Raw genomic sequence first — 15,453 nt, 5'->3', positions numbered from 1 at the left:
GGGTCCGCCGTCGTCGGTGGCCCCGGTCAGCCGCGCTCTTCTAAAATGAACGTCACTCATTTAGAGTGGCAGGCACCGCGTTCTCGTCCGCAGAGAGGAACCACCATGAGCGACGTCCTGCAGAACTACGTCGACGGCGCCTTCGTCGACGCCCACGGCACGGGCCGGATCGACGTCGTCGACCCCACCACCGGCACGACGGTCGCCGTCTCCCCGGTCTCGGACGCCACGGACGTGGACCGGGCCTTCGCCGCCGCCCGGAAGGCGTTCCGCACCTGGAAGCGCACCACGCCGAGCGAGCGCCAGCTCCTGCTGCTCCGGCTCGCGGACGCGCTCGAGGCGCACAGCGCCGAGCTCGTCGACGCCCAGCACCGCAACACCGGCCAGCCGCGGCAGATGATCGCCGACGAGGAGGTCGCCGCCGGCGCCGACAACCTCCGCTTCTTCGCCGGCGCCGCCCGCACCCTCGAGGGCAAGGCCGCGGCGGAGTACATGAGCGGGCACACCTCCTACGTGCGGCGCGAGCCGGTCGGCGTCGTGGCGCAGGTGACACCCTGGAACTACCCGCTGCTCATGGCGGTCTGGAAGCTCGGCCCGGCGCTGGCCGCCGGCAACACCGTGGTCCTCAAGCCCTCGGACACCACCCCGGAGTCCACGCTGGTCCTGGCCCGGCTCATCGACGGGATCTTCCCCGCCGGGGTGGTCAACGTGCTGCTGGGGGACGGCTCCACGGGCGCGCTCATGACCGGGCACCGGACGCCGGCCATGGTCTCCATCACCGGGTCCGTGCGCGCCGGCCGCGCCGTGGCCCTCGCCGCCGCGCAGAACCTCACGCGCGGCCACCTGGAGCTCGGCGGCAAGGCGCCCGCGGTCGTCTTCGCGGACGCCGACCTGCCCGCCGCCGCGAAGGCGCTCGTGGAGTTCGGCACCTTCAACGCCGGCCAGGACTGCACCGCGGTGACGCGCGTGCTGGTCCAGGACAGCGCCCACGACGAGTTCGTGCGCCTGCTCGCCGCGGCCGCCCGGGACATCGTGACGGGCGACCCGGACGAGTCCAAGAACTTCTACGGCCCGCTCAACAACGCCCGCCACTTCCAGGACGTGTGCCGCAAGCTCGCCGAGCTGCCCGAGCACGCGAGCGTGGTCACCGGCGGGAAGCCGGTGGAGGGCGCCCCCGGCTACTTCTTCGAGCCCACCGTGGTGTCCGGTGTCCGCCAGGACGACGCCCTCGTCCAGGAGGAGACCTTCGGGCCGGTGCTCACCGTGCAGCCCTTCGGCACGGAGGAGGAGGCGCTCGAGCTGGCCAACGACGTCGACTACGCCCTGGCCTCGAGCGTGTGGACCACCGACCACGGCACGGCCATGCGGGTCTCCCGCGAGCTCGAGTTCGGGTGCGTGTGGGTCAACACCCACGTCATGCTGATCTCCGAGATGCCGCACGGCGGGTTCAAGAACTCCGGCTACGGCAAGGACCTCTCGCTCTACTCGGTCGAGGAGTACACCCAGGTCAAGCACGTCATGCACGCCCTGGACGCCTGAGCCGGCGCGGCCGGGGGCGTCCCACCCGGCCGCCCGCTCCCGTCCGGCGGATCAGTCCTGTCCGGCGGCCCGGTCCCGGGCGGCCTCCAGGCGCAGCCGGAAGCCGTCCAGCATGGCGGTGAGGGCGGCCGCGAAGGCCTCGTCGGCCGCGGCGGTGGCGTCCGCCGGTCGTGCCTGCACGGCGTCGGCGAACACCGGGGCGAGGTCCGACCGCTCCCCGGGGTCGAAGATGTCGGCGGGCGCCGTGGCGTCGTACGCGGCGCCGAAGACGAGCGACTCGATCGAGACGATCACGTCCACGATGCTGGCGCGCTCCCAGCCCGCGTCCGCGAGGCCGGAGGCCACGGTCTCGTACATCTGCAGGGTGTGCGGTGAGTCGGCGACGGGCTGGACGGCCATGATCGGGATCATGGCCGTGTGCTGGGCGTAGCAGTCCCGGTAGGACCGCGCCCAGCTCTCGAGGGCCTGGTCCCACGGGACGGTGCCGAAGGCGGAGCAGTCGATCCCCTGGTTGATCGCGTCCTGCACCCGGATCAGCACCTCGCGCTTCGACGGCGTGTGGTTGTACAGGGCCGAGGTGGAGACCTTCAGCTCGCGCGCGAGCTCGGTCATCGTCAGGTGCCGGTAGCCCCGGGTGGCCACGATCTTGATCGCTGCCTTCGTGATCCGCTCCTCGGAGAGCACCGGCTGGCTCGGGCGCCCGCGGCGGCGAGGAGGGGTTCGGGCGGGAGCCATGGGCGGAAACCTCCTGGGAGTGGTGCTGCGAGTCCTGGTGGCGACTCAGGGCGGTGACCGGGCTGGGACGGTCAGCTCGAGTCTAGGTCGACGGCCGGACGGCCGTGTCCTCGGCTGCGGCGTCCTTGACCGTCGGCGGGGTCCCTCCTAGCGTGTGGACGATGACGGACGCCGACCTCCACTTCTACTTCGACCCCACCTGCCCCTTCGCCTGGCTGACCAGCAAGTGGGTCCGCACGGTGGCCGCCCGGCGGGGCCACCGGGTGGACTGGCGGTTCATCTCCCTGCGCCTGCTCAACGAGCACGTGGACTACGACGCGTGGTTCCCGCCGGAGTACGAGGCGGGCCACACGGCCGGCCTGCACCTGCTGCGGGTGGCTGCCCGGACCCGCGCCGAGCACGGGCGCGAGGCCGTGGGGCAGCTGTACGCGGCCCTCGGTGCGCACACCTTCGACGCCGACCCGGTGCCCGCCCCCGACGCGCCCGGGACGGACCGCCGCGCCACGCGGGCCTTCCTCGGGCCGGTCCTCGAGGCCGCCGGGCTCCCGGCCGGGCTCGCCGGCGCCCTCGAGGACGAGTCCCTGGACGCGGTGGTCCGCGCGGAGACCGAGGAGGCGCTGGCCCTGACCGGCCGGGACGTGGGGACCCCCATCATCCACTTCGGCCCGCCGGCGGGCGTGGCCTTCTTCGGCCCGGTCATCAGCCGGCTCCCGGAGGAGGACGAGGCCCTCGAGCTGTGGGACCACGTGGTGGCGCTCGCCCGCTTCCCCGGTTTCGCCGAGCTCAAGCGCAGCCTCCGGGAGCCGCCGCAGCTGCGGGGCCTCGGCGTCGCGCCGGACCGGCCGGGGACCGAGGAGGACTGGCACGCCGGGAGCCGCCGGACGAAGAAGTAGCGCTCCGCCGCCGGGGGACTTCTCGGCCGCAGGTCTTGACGGGCGGCCGTGCGCCACCGCTTAATGAACTCAGTTCATTTTAGCGTGAAGGAGACCACAGTGACCGATCAACGCACCCTGGGCAGCAGGACCGCGCTCGAGCGCGACGTCGTCGTCGTCGGGGCCGGTCCCGCCGGACTCATGGCGGCCCGCAGCCTCACTGCCGCCGGGAAGTCCGTGGCCGTCCTCGAGGCCCGCGACCGCGTGGGCGGGCGGACCTGGTCGAAGACCGTGGACGGCGCGTTCCTGGAGATCGGCGGGCAGTGGATCTCGCCGGACCAGACCGAGCTGCTCGCCCTCGTCGACGAGCTCGGTCTGGAGACCTTCCAGCGCTACCGGGAGGGCGAGTCCGTCTACCTCGCGCCGGACGGCACCCGTCACACCTACACCGGCTCCGTGTTCCCGGCCGGGGAGTCCACGACCGCCGAGATGGAGAAGCTCGTCGCGCTCCTGGACGGGCTCGTGGCCGAGATCGGCGCCACCGAGCCGTGGGCGCACCCGGCGGCCCGGGAGCTGGACACGATCTCCTTCCACCACTGGCTGCGGCAGCACTCCGACGACGAGGCCGCCTGCGACAACATCGGGATCTTCGTGGCCGGCGGGATGCTCACCAAGCCCGCGCACGCGTTCTCGGCGCTGCAGGCCGTGCTCATGGCCGCCTCCGCCGGGTCCTTCTCGAACCTCGTGGACGAGGACTTCATCCTCGACCGGCGCGTGGTCGGCGGCATGCAGTCCGTGTCCGAGGCCATGGCGGCCCACCTCGGCGAGGACGTGGTCCTCCTCGACACCCCGGTGCGCACGATCCGCTGGGCCGGCGACGGCGAGACCTACGCCGAGCACGTCCCCGGCACCCCGGTGACCGTCTGGTCCGACCGGCTCACCGTGCGCGCCCAGGACGTGGTCGTGGCCGTCCCGCCCAACCTCTACTCCCGGATCTCCTTCGAGCCGCCCCTGCCGCGGTTGCAGCACCAGATGCACCAGCACCAGTCCCTGGGCCTCGTGATCAAGGTGCACGCCGTCTACGACACGCCCTTCTGGCGGGCCAAGGGCCTGTCCGGCACCGGCTTCGGCGCCCACGAGCTGTCCCAGGAGGTCTACGACAACACCAACCACGGGGACTCCCGCGGCACCCTGGTCGGCTTCGTCTCGGACGAGCGGGCCGACGAGCTCTTCGGCCTGACCGCCGAGGAGCGGCGGCAGCTGATCCTCGAGTCCCTCTCCCACTACTTGGGGGAGGAGGCCCTGCACCCGGTGGTCTACTACGAGTCCGACTTCGGCTCCGAGGAGTGGACCCGCGGCGCCTACGCCGCCAGCTACGACCTCGGCGGGCTGCACCGCTACGGCGCCCACCAGCGCACCCCGGTGGGCCCGATCCGCTGGGCCTGCTCCGACCTCGCCGCCGAGGGCTACCAGCACGTCGACGGCGCCCTGCGCCAGGGCCGCCTCGCCGCCGCCGAGGTCCTCCGCGCCGACTCCCTGACGGGCGCGGAGCGATGACCGCCGCCGGGGTGCCGCGCTACGTCGTCGGCTGCAGCGGCGACCGGCGCAGCCGGGACGCCGTGCGGCTGGGCGCCGCGCTCGCCCGCGACCTGGGAGCCGAGCTCGAGATCGTCCTCGTGCTGCGCGCGGACGACCCGTACCAGCAGGTCTACCCACCGGTGGGGGACATCTCGACCGTGCTCCGCCGGCAGGCCCACCAGTGGCTGCGCGAGGCCGCCGCGCTGGTGCCCGAGGGGATCACGGCCCGCACCTGCGTGCGGGAGGCGCGGTCCGTGCCCGCCGGCCTGGTCGAGGCTGCCGCCGAGCTCGGGGCCGCGATGATCGTGGTCGGCGCCGGCACGGGCGGCGGCCGCTTCACCCTGGGCTCCGTGGTGAACTCGCTGCTGCACAGCTCGCCGGTCCCCGTGGCGCTCGCCCCGCGCCGGTGTTCCGGGGACGAGCGGCTCACCCGGCTCTACGCCGCCGTGGGCACCCGCCCCGGGGCGCACCAGGTCATCCGGGAGGCCGCCGAGGCGGTCGAGCGCTCCGGCCTGGAGCTGGAGCTCATCTCCTTCCTCGAGGACGAGGCCGCGGACCCGGATGCCACCGAGCAGATCCGCCGGCGCGTCGAGGACCACCTGGAGGCCGCGGCGGCCGAGGCCCGCCGGAGCGGGCCCGTGACCGTGCGGGTCGTCTCCGGGCGGACCCTCAAGAAGGCCGCGCAGGACGTCGACTGGGCCCCCGGCGGCCTCCTGCTCATCGGCTCGTCCCGCCTGGCCCAGGGGCGGCAGACCTTCCTGGGCACCACCGCAGCACGGCTGCTCAAGCACATCCCGGTGCCGATGGTCGTCGTGCCCCGGTCCGCCCCGGACGCCGATCAGGCCCGGACCGAGAAGGAGACCGCGTCATGAGCACCGCACCGCTCGTCGACCAGCAGCGCACGCACCACGAGAAGGGGCTCAGCAAGGGATCGGTGGGGCTGCTCGGCTCCGTGGTCATCGGCGTGTCCACGATCGCGCCCGCCTACACGCTCTCCGGGGCCCTCGGCCCCACCGCAGCCGCGGTGGGGACCCACCTCCCGGCCATCCTGCTGGTCGGCTTCGTCCCCATGCTGCTCGTGGCCATGGGGTACCGGCAGCTCAACCGGGCCATGCCGGACTCCGGCACCACCTTCACCTGGGTCTCCAAGGCCTTCGGTCCGTGGATCGGATGGATGGGCAGCTGGGGGCTGCTCGCCGCCACCATCCTGGTGCTCTCCAACCTCGCCGGCATCGCCGTGGACTTCTTCTACCTGGCCCTCGCCCAGATCACCGGCAACGACGCCATCGCGGAGCTGACCCGCAACGTGCCCGTCAACGTGGCCACCTGCCTGGCCTTCGTGGCGCTCGCGGCATGGATCTCCTACCGCGGCATGGAGGCCACCAAGGTGGTGCAGTACGTCCTCGTGGTCTTCCAGATGATCGTGCTGCTGTGGTTCGCCGCCGCGGCCTTCGGCCACGTGGGCGGCGGCACCGCCTTCGAGGGCCTGGCCGTGCGCTCCGAGTGGTTCAACCCCTTCGGCGTGGAGTCCTTCTCCGCGTTCGCCGCAGGCGTGTCCCTGTCCGTGTTCATCTACTGGGGGTGGGACGTGGTCCTGACCCTCAACGAGGAGAGCAAGGAGTCCGCCAACGGGCCCGGGCGCTCGGCCATCGCAACCATCCTCGTCATCGTCGCCCTCTACATGGCCGTCTCGCTCGCCGTGCTGTCCTACTCCGGCGTGGGCGGTGCCGAGCTCGGACTGGGCAACGAGGAGATCCAGGAGAACGTCTTCGCGGCTCTGGCCGGGCCGGTCATGGGCCCGTTCGCGATCCTCATGTCCCTGGCGGTGCTGTCCTCCTCCGCGGCGTCGCTGCAGTCCACGATGATCTCCCCGGCGCGCACCATGCTCGCCATGGGCCACTACGGCGCGCTGCCGACGAAGTACGCCCGGATCACCTCGCGCTTCCAGTCCCCGGGCTACGCCACGATCGCGGCGGCCGTCATCGCCTCGGTCTTCTACGCCGTGATGCGCGTGGTCTCCGAGAACGTCCTGTGGGACACCATCACCACCCTCGGCATGATGGTGTGCTTCTACTACGGCGTCACCGCCCTGGCGTGCGTGTGGTACTTCCGCCGCGACGCATTCCACACCGTGAACGGGTTCCTGACGAAGTTCCTGGCACCGCTGCTCGGCGGGATCCTGCTGCTGATCTTCTTCGTCCAGACGTCCTACGACTCCATGGACCCGGAGTACGGCTCGGGCTCGGCGATCGGCGGGGTCGGGCTCGTGTTCGTCCTCGGTGTGGGCATGCTCCTGCTCGGGGTCGCCGTGATGCTCGTCCAGTACCGGCGCAACCCCTCGTTCTTCCGGGAGCGCTTCGAGACCACCGAGCTGCCGGTCCTCGACTGAGCCGGACCGGCCGGCGGAGCGTGCGGTGGCCCGGGAACGCGTCCCCGGGCCACCGTCCCCGCGCAGCACCCACCAGCACCTCCCCAGCACCCGGAAGGCCAACGACCATGCACCCTGCCACCCGTCCCGGCACCGAGGCCGTCACCGCGACGGCCACCGTGATGCCCGCCGAGTGGGACCCCCACGAGCGGACCTGGATGGCCTTCCCGCCGCCCAACGACACCTTCGGGCCGGCTGGCAGCGAGACGCTGGCCCGCGCCCGGCGTGCCTGGGCCGAGGTGGCCCGCACGATCGCCCGCCACGAGCCCGTGACCGTCGTGGCCGCCCCCGGCGACGCCGCCTCGGCCCGGGCCGCACTGGGAGAGGGGATCGAGGTCGTTCAGGCCCTCCTGGACGACGCCTGGCTGCGCGACTCCGGGCCCACCTTCGCCCACGCCCCCGACGGATCGGTGGTCGCCGTGGACTGGGTGTTCAACGGCTGGGGCGCCCAGGAGTGGGCCGCCTGGGGCAACGACCAGCACCTGGGACGCTTCGTCGCCGAGCGGGCCGGCGCCGAGGTGCGGCCCAGCGCCCTGGTCAACGAGGGCGGCGGCTTCCACCTCGACGGCGAGGGCACCGTCCTGCTCACCGAGACCGTCCAGCTGGACCCCGGCCGCAACCCCGGCGCCACCAAGGAGCAGGTCGAGGCCGAGATCCACGCCCGCCTGGGCACCACCAGGGCCATCTGGCTGCCCCGCGGGCTCACCCGGGACTACGACGAGTTCGGCACCCGCGGCCACGTGGACATCGTCGCCGCCTTCGCCGGGCCGGGCACCGTCCTGGTGCACCGGCAGGACGACCCGGCCCACCCCGACTTCGAGGTGGGCCGGCAGCTCCGCGCGATGCTGGCGGCGGCCACCGACGCCCGCGGGCGGCGGCTGCACGTCGTCGACGTCCCCGCGCCCACCGTGCTCGACGCCGGTGACGGGTTCGTCGACTACTCCTACATCAACCACTACGTGGCCAACGGCGTGGTCGTGCTGTGCGCCTTCGACGACCCGCACGACGCCGTCGCCGCCGGGATCCTCGCCCAGGCCTACCCCGGCCGGGCCGTCGAACTGGTCGACGCCCGCGACATCTTCGCCTTCGGCGGCGGCATCCACTGCATCACCCAGCAGCAGCCCGCACCCCGCCGGCCCGCCACGGGCGAGGAGGCCCTCCGGTGAGCGCGTTCGGCAACGGCCTCGACAGCGGACCCCGCACCACAGCCGACGGCAGGCCGGACAGCGCGTTCGACGTCGTGGAGGCGAGCATCGCGCAGCTGCGCGCGGCGCTGGAGTCCGGCCGGACGACCAGCGAGGAGCTGGTCACCGCCTACCTGGCCCGGATCGAGGCCTACGACCGCGGGGGGCCGGAGCTCAACGCCGTCGTCGTGGACAACCCCGACGCCCTGGCCGAGGCCCGCGCCTCCGACGCCCGGCGGGCCCGGGGGGAGGTGCTCGGGCCGCTGGACGGGATCCCGTACACCGCCAAGGACAGCTACCGGGTCCGCGGGCTCACCGTGGCGGCCGGCTCGCCCGCCTTCGAGCACCTCGTGGCCCTGGACGACGCCTTCACGGTCGAACGGCTGCGGGCGGGCGGCGCGGTGCTGCTCGGGCTGACCAACATGCCCCCGATGGCCAACGGCGGCATGCAGCGCGGCGTCTACGGCCGGGCCGAGAGCCCCTACAGCGGCCAGTACCTCACGGCGGCCTTCGGCTCGGGCTCCTCCAACGGCTCCGGGACGGCCACGGCCGCGAGCTTCGCCGCGTTCGGCCTCGGCGAGGAGACCTGGTCCTCCGGCCGCGCCCCGGCCTCCAACAACGCCCTGTGCGCCTACACCCCGTCCCGCGGCGTGATCTCCGTGCGCGGCAACTGGCCGCTGGTGCCCACCATGGACGTCGTCGTCCCGCACACCCGCAGCATGGCGGACCTGCTCGAGGTCCTCGACGTGGTGGTCGCCGACGACCCCGAGCCCCGCGGCGACTTCTGGCGCGTGCAGCCCTGGATCGACATCCCGGCCGCGTCGGCGGTGCGGCCGGCCTCCTACCCGGGGCTGGCCGTCCCGGGCCCCGTGGCCGCCGCGCGCGTCCTGGCCGGCGTCCGCCTGGGAGTGCCGCGGATGTACGTCAACGCCGACCCCGAGGCCGGCACCGCCGAGAATCCCGGCATCGGCGGCCCCACCGGCCGGCGGATCGAGACGCGCCCGTCCGTGCTCGCGCTGTGGGAGGCCGCGCGCCGCGACCTCGAGGCGGCCGGCGCCACGGTGGTCGAGGTCGACCTCCCGGTGGTGAGCAACTACGAGGGAGACCGGCCCGGAGCTCCCACGATCGCCACTCGCGGCCTGGTCAGCCCGGAGTACCTGCACCGGGAGATCGTGGACCTCTCGGCCTGGGCGTGGCACGACTTCCTCGAGGCCAACGGCGACCCGGCCCTGCACCGGCTCGCCGACGTGGACGGGGCCCTCGTCTTCCCGCACCCGGCGGGTGCCCTGCCCGATCGCTACGACGGGTTCGACGACGACATCGCCGACTACCCGGGCTTCGTGCGCGAGCACGGGGTCCCCGTCCTGACCGGGATCCCGCACCTGGCGGACGGGCTGCGCGGACTGGAGGAGACCCGCCGCACCGACCTGGAGCGGTGGATGGACGAGCTGGGTCTCGACGCCGTGGTCTTCCCCGCCGTCGCGGACGTGGGGCCCGCCGACGCCGACGTGAACACGGCCTCCGCGGAGCTCGCCTGGCGCAACGGCGTGTGGGTCGCCAACGGCAACCTCGTGCCCCGGCACCTCGGCATCCCCACGGTCACCGTGCCGATGGGCACGATGCCCGACACCGGGATGCCCGTCGGTCTGACGATCGCCGGGCGGGCCTGGGACGACACCGCGCTCCTGCGCCTCGCCGCGGCCTTCGAGGCCACCGGCTCCCGCCGCACCGTGCCGCCGCGCACGACGCCGCTGCCCGGCTGACCCGTCGCGGGCCGGGCGGTCCCGGGCCGCGAGGGTGCACGTGTCGGCGACCGAGCCCGCTCCGGTCGCCGACACGTGACCCCGCGGAGCGGGGCCGGAGACGGGTCACCAGATGTTCACGCGCTCCTCGGGGGCCAGCCACAGGTCGTCGCCGGGGCGGGTGCCGAAGGTGTCGTGGAACGCGAACATGTTCTGCACCACCCGGTTGCAGCGGAACTCGTCCGGGGCGTGCGGGTCGGTGGCCAGCCGGTTGACCAGCTCCTGCTCCCGGGCGGTCGAGCGCCACAGCGCCGCGTAGGCGTAGAAGAAGCGCTCCGCGCCGGTCAGCCCGTCGAGCACCGGCGCGCTGTCCTGGTCCAGGCCCCGCTCGGCCAGGGACATCCGGTAGGCCACCAGGGCGATCTCCAGCCCGCCCAGGTCGCCGATGTTCTCGCCCACCGTGAAGGCCCCGCTGACCCGGTGCCGGGCCGGGTCCAGCCCGCGCGGCGTGCAGCCGTCGTACTGGGCGACGAGCGCGGCGGTGCGCCTGGCGAACTCCGCGCGGTCCTCGTCGGTCCACCAGTTCTCCAGGTGGCCCCGGGAGTCGTACTTGGCGCCCTGGTCGTCGAAGCCGTGGCCGATCTCGTGGCCGATCACGGAGCCGATCGCGCCGTAGCACACGGCGTCGTCGGCCTCGATGTCGAAGAACGGCGGCTGCAGGATCCCCGCGGGGAAGACCACCTCGTTGAGCACGGGGTGGAAGTAGGCGTTGACCCAGTGGGGATAGAGGAACCACTCGCCGCGGTCCACGGGGGTGCCCATCTTGCCGACCGTGCGGTCGTGCTCCAGCGCCAGCCCCGCCCGGACGTTGCCGAGCAGGTCCTCGGGGTCCAGCTCCAGGGAGGAGTAGTCCCGCCAGGTCTCGGGGTGACCGACCTTGACCCTGAACGTGGACAGCTTCTCCAGGGCGCGGGCCCGGGTGGCCTCCGACATCCACTCCAGCCGGGAGATCCGCTCCCGGTACGCGGCCAGCAGGTGCGCCACGAGCTGCTCCACCCGGGCCTTGTGCGCCGGTGGGAACCAGCGGGCCACGTACTCGCGCGCCACGTCGTCGCCCAGGACGCGGGTGACCAGGAACTCGGCCCGCTTCCAGCGCTCGCGGGGACGGGTGATCCCGGACAGGGCGGTGCTGTAGAAGCGGAAGTTCTCCTCGACGAACGGCCGGGGCAGGAACGGGGCACGCTTGGACACGATCCGCCACGACTGCCAGATCCGGATCTGCTCCTCGGACCACTCCTGCCACAGCAGGCCCAGCTGCGCCACGAAGGAGGGCTGGCGCACGATGACCCGGTCAAAGGTCCCCGCGCCGCGCTCCGGGGCGGTGCCCTCGAGCCACGCCGTCCACGGGAAGCCGGGCGCCATGGCCTCCAGGCCGGGCACGTCCACGGGGTTGTACATCTCCTCGACGTCCCGCGCGGAGACGGTGTCCCAGTGGGCGGCGGCGAGCTGCGTCTCCATGGCGAGCACGGTCTCCGCGGCGTCCCCGGCGGGCACGCCCCAGCGCGCCGGCAGGCCCGCCAGCTCGAGCATCGCCGCGACGTGGGCGGTGAACGCCGTGCGCAGCCGCTCGTGCAGCGGGTCCGTGTAGTAGCTGTCCGTGGGCAGGGACAGCCCGTCCTGGCGCAGGAAGAACGAGTAGCGGGAGGAGTCCCGGGAGTCGTTCTCCACGAAGAAGGACAGCGGCCCGTCCACGCCGGTGCGGTGCAGGGCGGCCGAGGCGCGGGCGAGGCCCTCCTTGCCCCGGGCGGCGCCGAGCACCGCGAGGTCCGGGTCCAGAGCGGCGCGGCCGCGGCGCTCGATCTCCTCCTCGTCCAGGAAGGAGCGGTACAGCGCGGCCATCCGGGACCCGGCGGGGGCCTCCTGCACGATCTGGTGCACCCGTTGCGTGTTGCGGTCGGTGAGGATCGCGGAGGCGCCGTCGAACGCGCGGTCCTCCGGCAGTTCGTGCGCCTCGATCCAGCCGCCGTTCACGTGGCGGTACAGGTCGTCCTGCGGGCGGACGCCGGGATGGACGTGCTGCAGCTCGAGGCCGGAGTCGGTGGTCACGGGAGCGTCCCCTGTCGTCGTGGCGGGGTGGGAGGCGCGGGGCGGCGGTGTCCGCCCGGCTCCAGCCTACGGACGACGGCGCCGTGGCCCGCCTCGCGCGGGCCACGGCGTCCGTGGTGCTCGCCACACCCGGCCGGCGGGTGCGGCGACGGGTCAGCTCGCGGCCGGCTCCGGGCTCTCGGCTCCGGCGGCCTCGCCGGTGCCCAGCCACTTGCCCTCGAGCTCCTCGAGGGTGCCGTCCTCCCGCATGGTCGCCAGCGACTCGTTGACCTGCTCGAGCAGGGGCGTGTTGCCGGTCTTCACGGCCAGGCCCAGCTGCTCCCCGGTCTCGATCTCCTCGACCAGGCGCAGCTCCGGGTTGTCCGTGATGGCCGGGCCCATCACGGAGATGTTGCCGATGACGGCCTCGACGTCACCGGTGTTGAGCCCCTGGATCATCAGGGCCGAGTCCTCGTACTGCACGACCTCGGCGTTGTTCTCCTGGGCCTGGGTCTCGCCCGTGGTGGCCTGCTGCACGCCCACGCGCTTGCCCTGGACGTCGGCCACCGAGTCGATGTCGGCGTCCGGGGCCACCAGCAGCGCGAGGTTGTCGTCGAGGTAGGGCTCGGAGAAGTCCATGACGGACTCGCGCTCCTCGTTGATGGTCATCCCGGAGGCGGCGAGGTCGCACTGGTTCGAGTCCAGGGCCACACCCGACTGGATGCCCTCGAAGGAGGTGCGGAGGAACTCCGTCTCGACCCCCATGTCCTCGGCGATGTTGTTCACCAGGTCGATGTCGAAGCCGACGGTCTCCCCGTCCTCCGTGAACTCGAAGGGGCGGTAGGGGATGTCCGAGCACACCGTGAGCGTGCCCGGGGTGATCAGGCTGATCTCCCCGCCGTTCGCGCCCGTGTCGCCGCCGGAGGCCTCCCCGCCCTCGTCGGTGCTCGTGCACGCACTCAGGGCCAGCGCGGAGACGGCCAGCACGGACAGGGTCGCTGCCCCGTGGAACCTGCTCTTCATGGATCTGTCCTTCCCTCGGGAGGTGGCGGGCCGCCGCCGGCTGCACGGCGTCGTGCCCGGTGCGCGGCCCGCCGGTGAATGTGCCTCAGTGTAGGTGTTCACGCGTTGCCGGGATGTTGCACACCACTGGTCGGTAGTCAATTCATTGTCCCCACTCCGGGCGACGGCTCCGGGACGACCCGCCCGGCTGCGGCCGTGCCCGGTGGATTCGGCACAATGGGCCCATGACCCGCACCGAGCACCTGCGCCACAGCACCCAGGAGGGGCGATGACCGCGCCGCAGGCCCCCGCGAGCGTGCGTGTGGACGTGTGGCTGTGGGCGGTGCGCGTGTTCAAGACCCGCTCCGCCGCCACGGCCGCGTGCCGAGCCGGCCACGTGAAGATCGACGGCACGTCGGTCAAGGCCGCCCAGCCGGTGCGGCCCGGCCAGCGGGTGGCCGTGCGCCGCCCCGGCCACGAGCAGGTCCTGGAGGTGGTGCAGCTGCTGACCAAGCGCGTCGGGGCGCCGGTCGCCGCGAAGGCCTACGTCGACCACAGCCCGCCCCCGCCCCCGGCGCTGCACGCGGCCGTCCCGCGGCGGGACCGGGGCACCGGCCGGCCGACCAAGAAGGACCGCCGGGAGATGGACCGACTCCGGGGGCTGTGAGCCCCCGGCGCGCGGCGTTCCGTGAAATTTCCCAGGAAGGCGCAGAATAATCCCCACTGCACGTGTGCCGTGGGTCACCCCGCCGTCCGGCGGTCCGACGCGCGGCCGGAACCGGAGGAGTTCGACTCATGGCACTGCTGGACACATCGGTGTGGACCGGAAAGATCTACGTCAACGGATGGCGTGAGGGTCGCGGCGGCACCGAGGACGTCACGAACCCGTCGACGGACGAGACGCTCGGGCGGATCGGCTTCGCCTCCCCCGAGGACGTGTACGAGGCGGCCGAGAAGGCCGCGGCGGCGCAGAAGGAGTGGGCGGCGCTGAAGCCCTCCGAGCGCGCCGGGGTGCTGCGCCGCGCCGGCCTGCTGTTCGAGGAGCACGCCGAGGAGGTCATGGACTGGGTGGTCCGGGAGACCGGGGCGATCCAGCCCAAGGCCGGGCTGGAGGCCTCGGTCGCGGCCGCGGAGTGCTACGAGGCCTCCGCGCTGCCGACCCACCCGCACGGGGAGTACCTGCCCTCCGACGCCCCGCACTGGTCGCTGTCCCGCCGGGTGCCGGTCGGGGTGATCTCGGTGATCTCGCCGTTCAACTTCCCGCTGATCCTCTCGATCCGCTCGGTGGCCCCGGCCCTGGCCCTGGGCAACGCGGTGCTGCTCAAGCCGGACCCCCGCACCTCGGTCACCGGCGGCGCGCTCATCATGCGCGTCTTCGAGGAGGCCGGGCTGCCGTCCGGTGTCCTGCAGCTGCTGCCCGGCGGCGGTGACGTCGGGGCCGCCACGGTCGAGGCCCCGCAGGTCGACGTCGTGTCCTTCACCGGGTCCACGGCCGCCGGCCGGCACGTGGGCGCGGCGGCGGCGCAGCACCTCAAGCGCGCCCACCTCGAGCTGGGCGGCAACAACGTGGTCATCGTCCTGCCCGGCGCGGACGTGGACCTGGCCGCCGGGGTGGGGGCGATGGGCTCCTTCTTCCACCAGGGCCAGATCTGCATGACCACCGGGCGCCACCTGGTGCACGAGGACCTGCACGACGAGTACGTGGACAAGCTCGCGGCGAAGGCGGAGGCCCTGGTGGTCGGGGATCCCTCCGGCGGGCCCGTGCACCTCGGCCCGATCATCGACGAGCGCCAGCTCAAGGCCATCGACGCAATCGTGCAGGAGACCGCCATCGCCGGCGCCCGGGTGGTGGCCGGGGGCTCCCACGACGGACTGTTCTACCGCCCCACGGTGCTCTCCGAGCTGACCCACGAGATGACGGCCTGGAAGGACGAGATCTTCGGGCCGGTGGCGCCCGTGATGAAGGTGAGCAGCGCCGAGGAGGCGGTGGAGTTCGCCAACGCCTCCGAGTACGGGCTCTCGGTGTCCATCATCGGGGACGTCGGGGAGGCCATGAAGATCGCCGACAGGATCCGCTCCGGCAAGATCCACATCAACGAGATGACGGTCGCCGACGAGGCCAACGCCCCCTTCGGCGGCACGGGCGCCTCCGGCACCGGCTCCCGATTCGGCGGGCCGACCGCCAACATCGACGCGTTCACCGAGACGCAGTGGATCACGATCAGCCCGGACGTCCCGCACTACCCCTTCTGAGCACCGCTCCGGAGGGGCGCCGCCCCTCCGGGCGT

At 73.1% G+C, this 15,453-nt stretch carries 12 protein-coding genes; 9 read left to right on the top strand and 3 right to left on the bottom strand.

The genetic code is table 11. The annotated features are described in order from the left end of the window. Window positions 1-105 precede the first annotated feature (105 nt). Window positions 106-1,539, top strand: a complete 1,434-nt coding sequence (locus tag ACFYE3_RS06520) for an aminobutyraldehyde dehydrogenase (RefSeq protein WP_387607209.1) — start codon at window positions 106-108, stop codon at window positions 1,537-1,539. Window positions 1,540-1,590: 51 nt separating this feature from the next. Here ACFYE3_RS06520 and ACFYE3_RS06515 read toward each other — a convergent pair whose 3' ends face one another. After that, the gene (locus tag ACFYE3_RS06515) at window positions 1,591-2,274 is read right to left on the bottom strand and encodes a TetR/AcrR family transcriptional regulator (RefSeq protein WP_387607207.1); all 684 of its coding nucleotides are present in this window, start codon (window positions 2,272-2,274) and stop codon (window positions 1,591-1,593) included. Between the two features lie 161 nt (window positions 2,275-2,435). Here ACFYE3_RS06515 and ACFYE3_RS06510 point away from each other — a divergent pair, with 161 nt between their 5' ends. From ACFYE3_RS06510 to ACFYE3_RS06485, 6 genes are all read left to right on the top strand, one after another. After that, complete coding sequence (locus tag ACFYE3_RS06510) at window positions 2,436-3,167, top strand: mycothiol-dependent nitroreductase Rv2466c family protein (RefSeq protein ID WP_387607205.1); 732 nt, start codon at window positions 2,436-2,438, stop codon at window positions 3,165-3,167. Window positions 3,168-3,266: 99 nt separating this feature from the next. Beyond that, entirely contained in the window at window positions 3,267-4,703 is a 1,437-nt protein-coding gene (locus ACFYE3_RS06505; protein WP_387607202.1) for a flavin monoamine oxidase family protein, read from the top strand. Next, window positions 4,700-5,596 (top strand): universal stress protein, encoded by an 897-nt coding sequence (locus ACFYE3_RS06500; protein ID WP_387607199.1) that lies wholly within the window; start codon window positions 4,700-4,702, stop codon window positions 5,594-5,596. The genes ACFYE3_RS06505 and ACFYE3_RS06500 overlap by 4 nt, the downstream gene beginning before the upstream one ends. Beyond that, on the top strand, window positions 5,593-7,113 hold the full coding sequence (locus ACFYE3_RS06495; RefSeq protein WP_387607197.1) for an APC family permease: 1,521 nt from the start codon (window positions 5,593-5,595) through the stop codon (window positions 7,111-7,113). Before ACFYE3_RS06500 ends, ACFYE3_RS06495 begins: the two co-directional genes overlap by 4 nt. 107 nt (window positions 7,114-7,220) lie before the next feature. Continuing rightward, window positions 7,221-8,318, top strand: coding sequence for an agmatine deiminase family protein (locus ACFYE3_RS06490; protein ID WP_387607194.1), 1,098 nt, complete (start codon window positions 7,221-7,223; stop codon window positions 8,316-8,318). A 74-nt stretch (window positions 8,319-8,392) separates the two neighbouring features. Beyond that, window positions 8,393-10,099 carry an amidase gene (locus ACFYE3_RS06485; RefSeq protein WP_387607912.1) on the top strand — a complete coding sequence of 569 codons (1,707 nt, stop codon included), beginning with the start codon at window positions 8,393-8,395 and terminating at the stop codon, window positions 10,097-10,099. A 105-nt stretch (window positions 10,100-10,204) separates the two neighbouring features. Here the strand turns inward: ACFYE3_RS06485 and ACFYE3_RS06480 are convergent, their stop codons facing one another. Both ACFYE3_RS06480 and ACFYE3_RS06475 read right to left on the bottom strand, forming a co-directional pair. Next, window positions 10,205-12,184: a M13 family metallopeptidase gene (locus ACFYE3_RS06480; RefSeq protein WP_387607191.1), complete on the bottom strand. Its 1,980-nt coding sequence runs from the start codon at window positions 12,182-12,184 to the stop codon at window positions 10,205-10,207. 153 nt (window positions 12,185-12,337) lie between these two features. After that, a complete protein-coding gene (locus ACFYE3_RS06475) occupies window positions 12,338-13,186 on the bottom strand; it encodes an ABC transporter substrate-binding protein (RefSeq protein ID WP_387607188.1) in 849 nt (282 codons plus the stop codon). 268 nt (window positions 13,187-13,454) lie between these two features. Here ACFYE3_RS06475 and ACFYE3_RS06470 point away from each other — a divergent pair, with 268 nt between their 5' ends. Then, the gene (locus ACFYE3_RS06470) at window positions 13,455-13,832 is read left to right on the top strand and encodes an RNA-binding S4 domain-containing protein (RefSeq protein ID WP_017832942.1); all 378 of its coding nucleotides are present in this window, start codon (window positions 13,455-13,457) and stop codon (window positions 13,830-13,832) included. A gap of 128 nt (window positions 13,833-13,960) precedes the next feature. Continuing rightward, window positions 13,961-15,418 (top strand): benzaldehyde dehydrogenase, encoded by a 1,458-nt coding sequence (locus tag ACFYE3_RS06465; RefSeq protein WP_387607187.1) that lies wholly within the window; start codon window positions 13,961-13,963, stop codon window positions 15,416-15,418. Window positions 15,419-15,453: the final 35 nt, after the last annotated feature.

The organism is Kocuria arenosa, from assembly GCF_042879215.1.
Lineage (GTDB): Bacteria > Actinomycetota > Actinomycetes > Actinomycetales > Micrococcaceae > Kocuria > Kocuria arenosa.
Note: the sequence above shows the minus strand (reverse complement) of the source record. Positions and strands in the feature narration are given on the sequence as shown.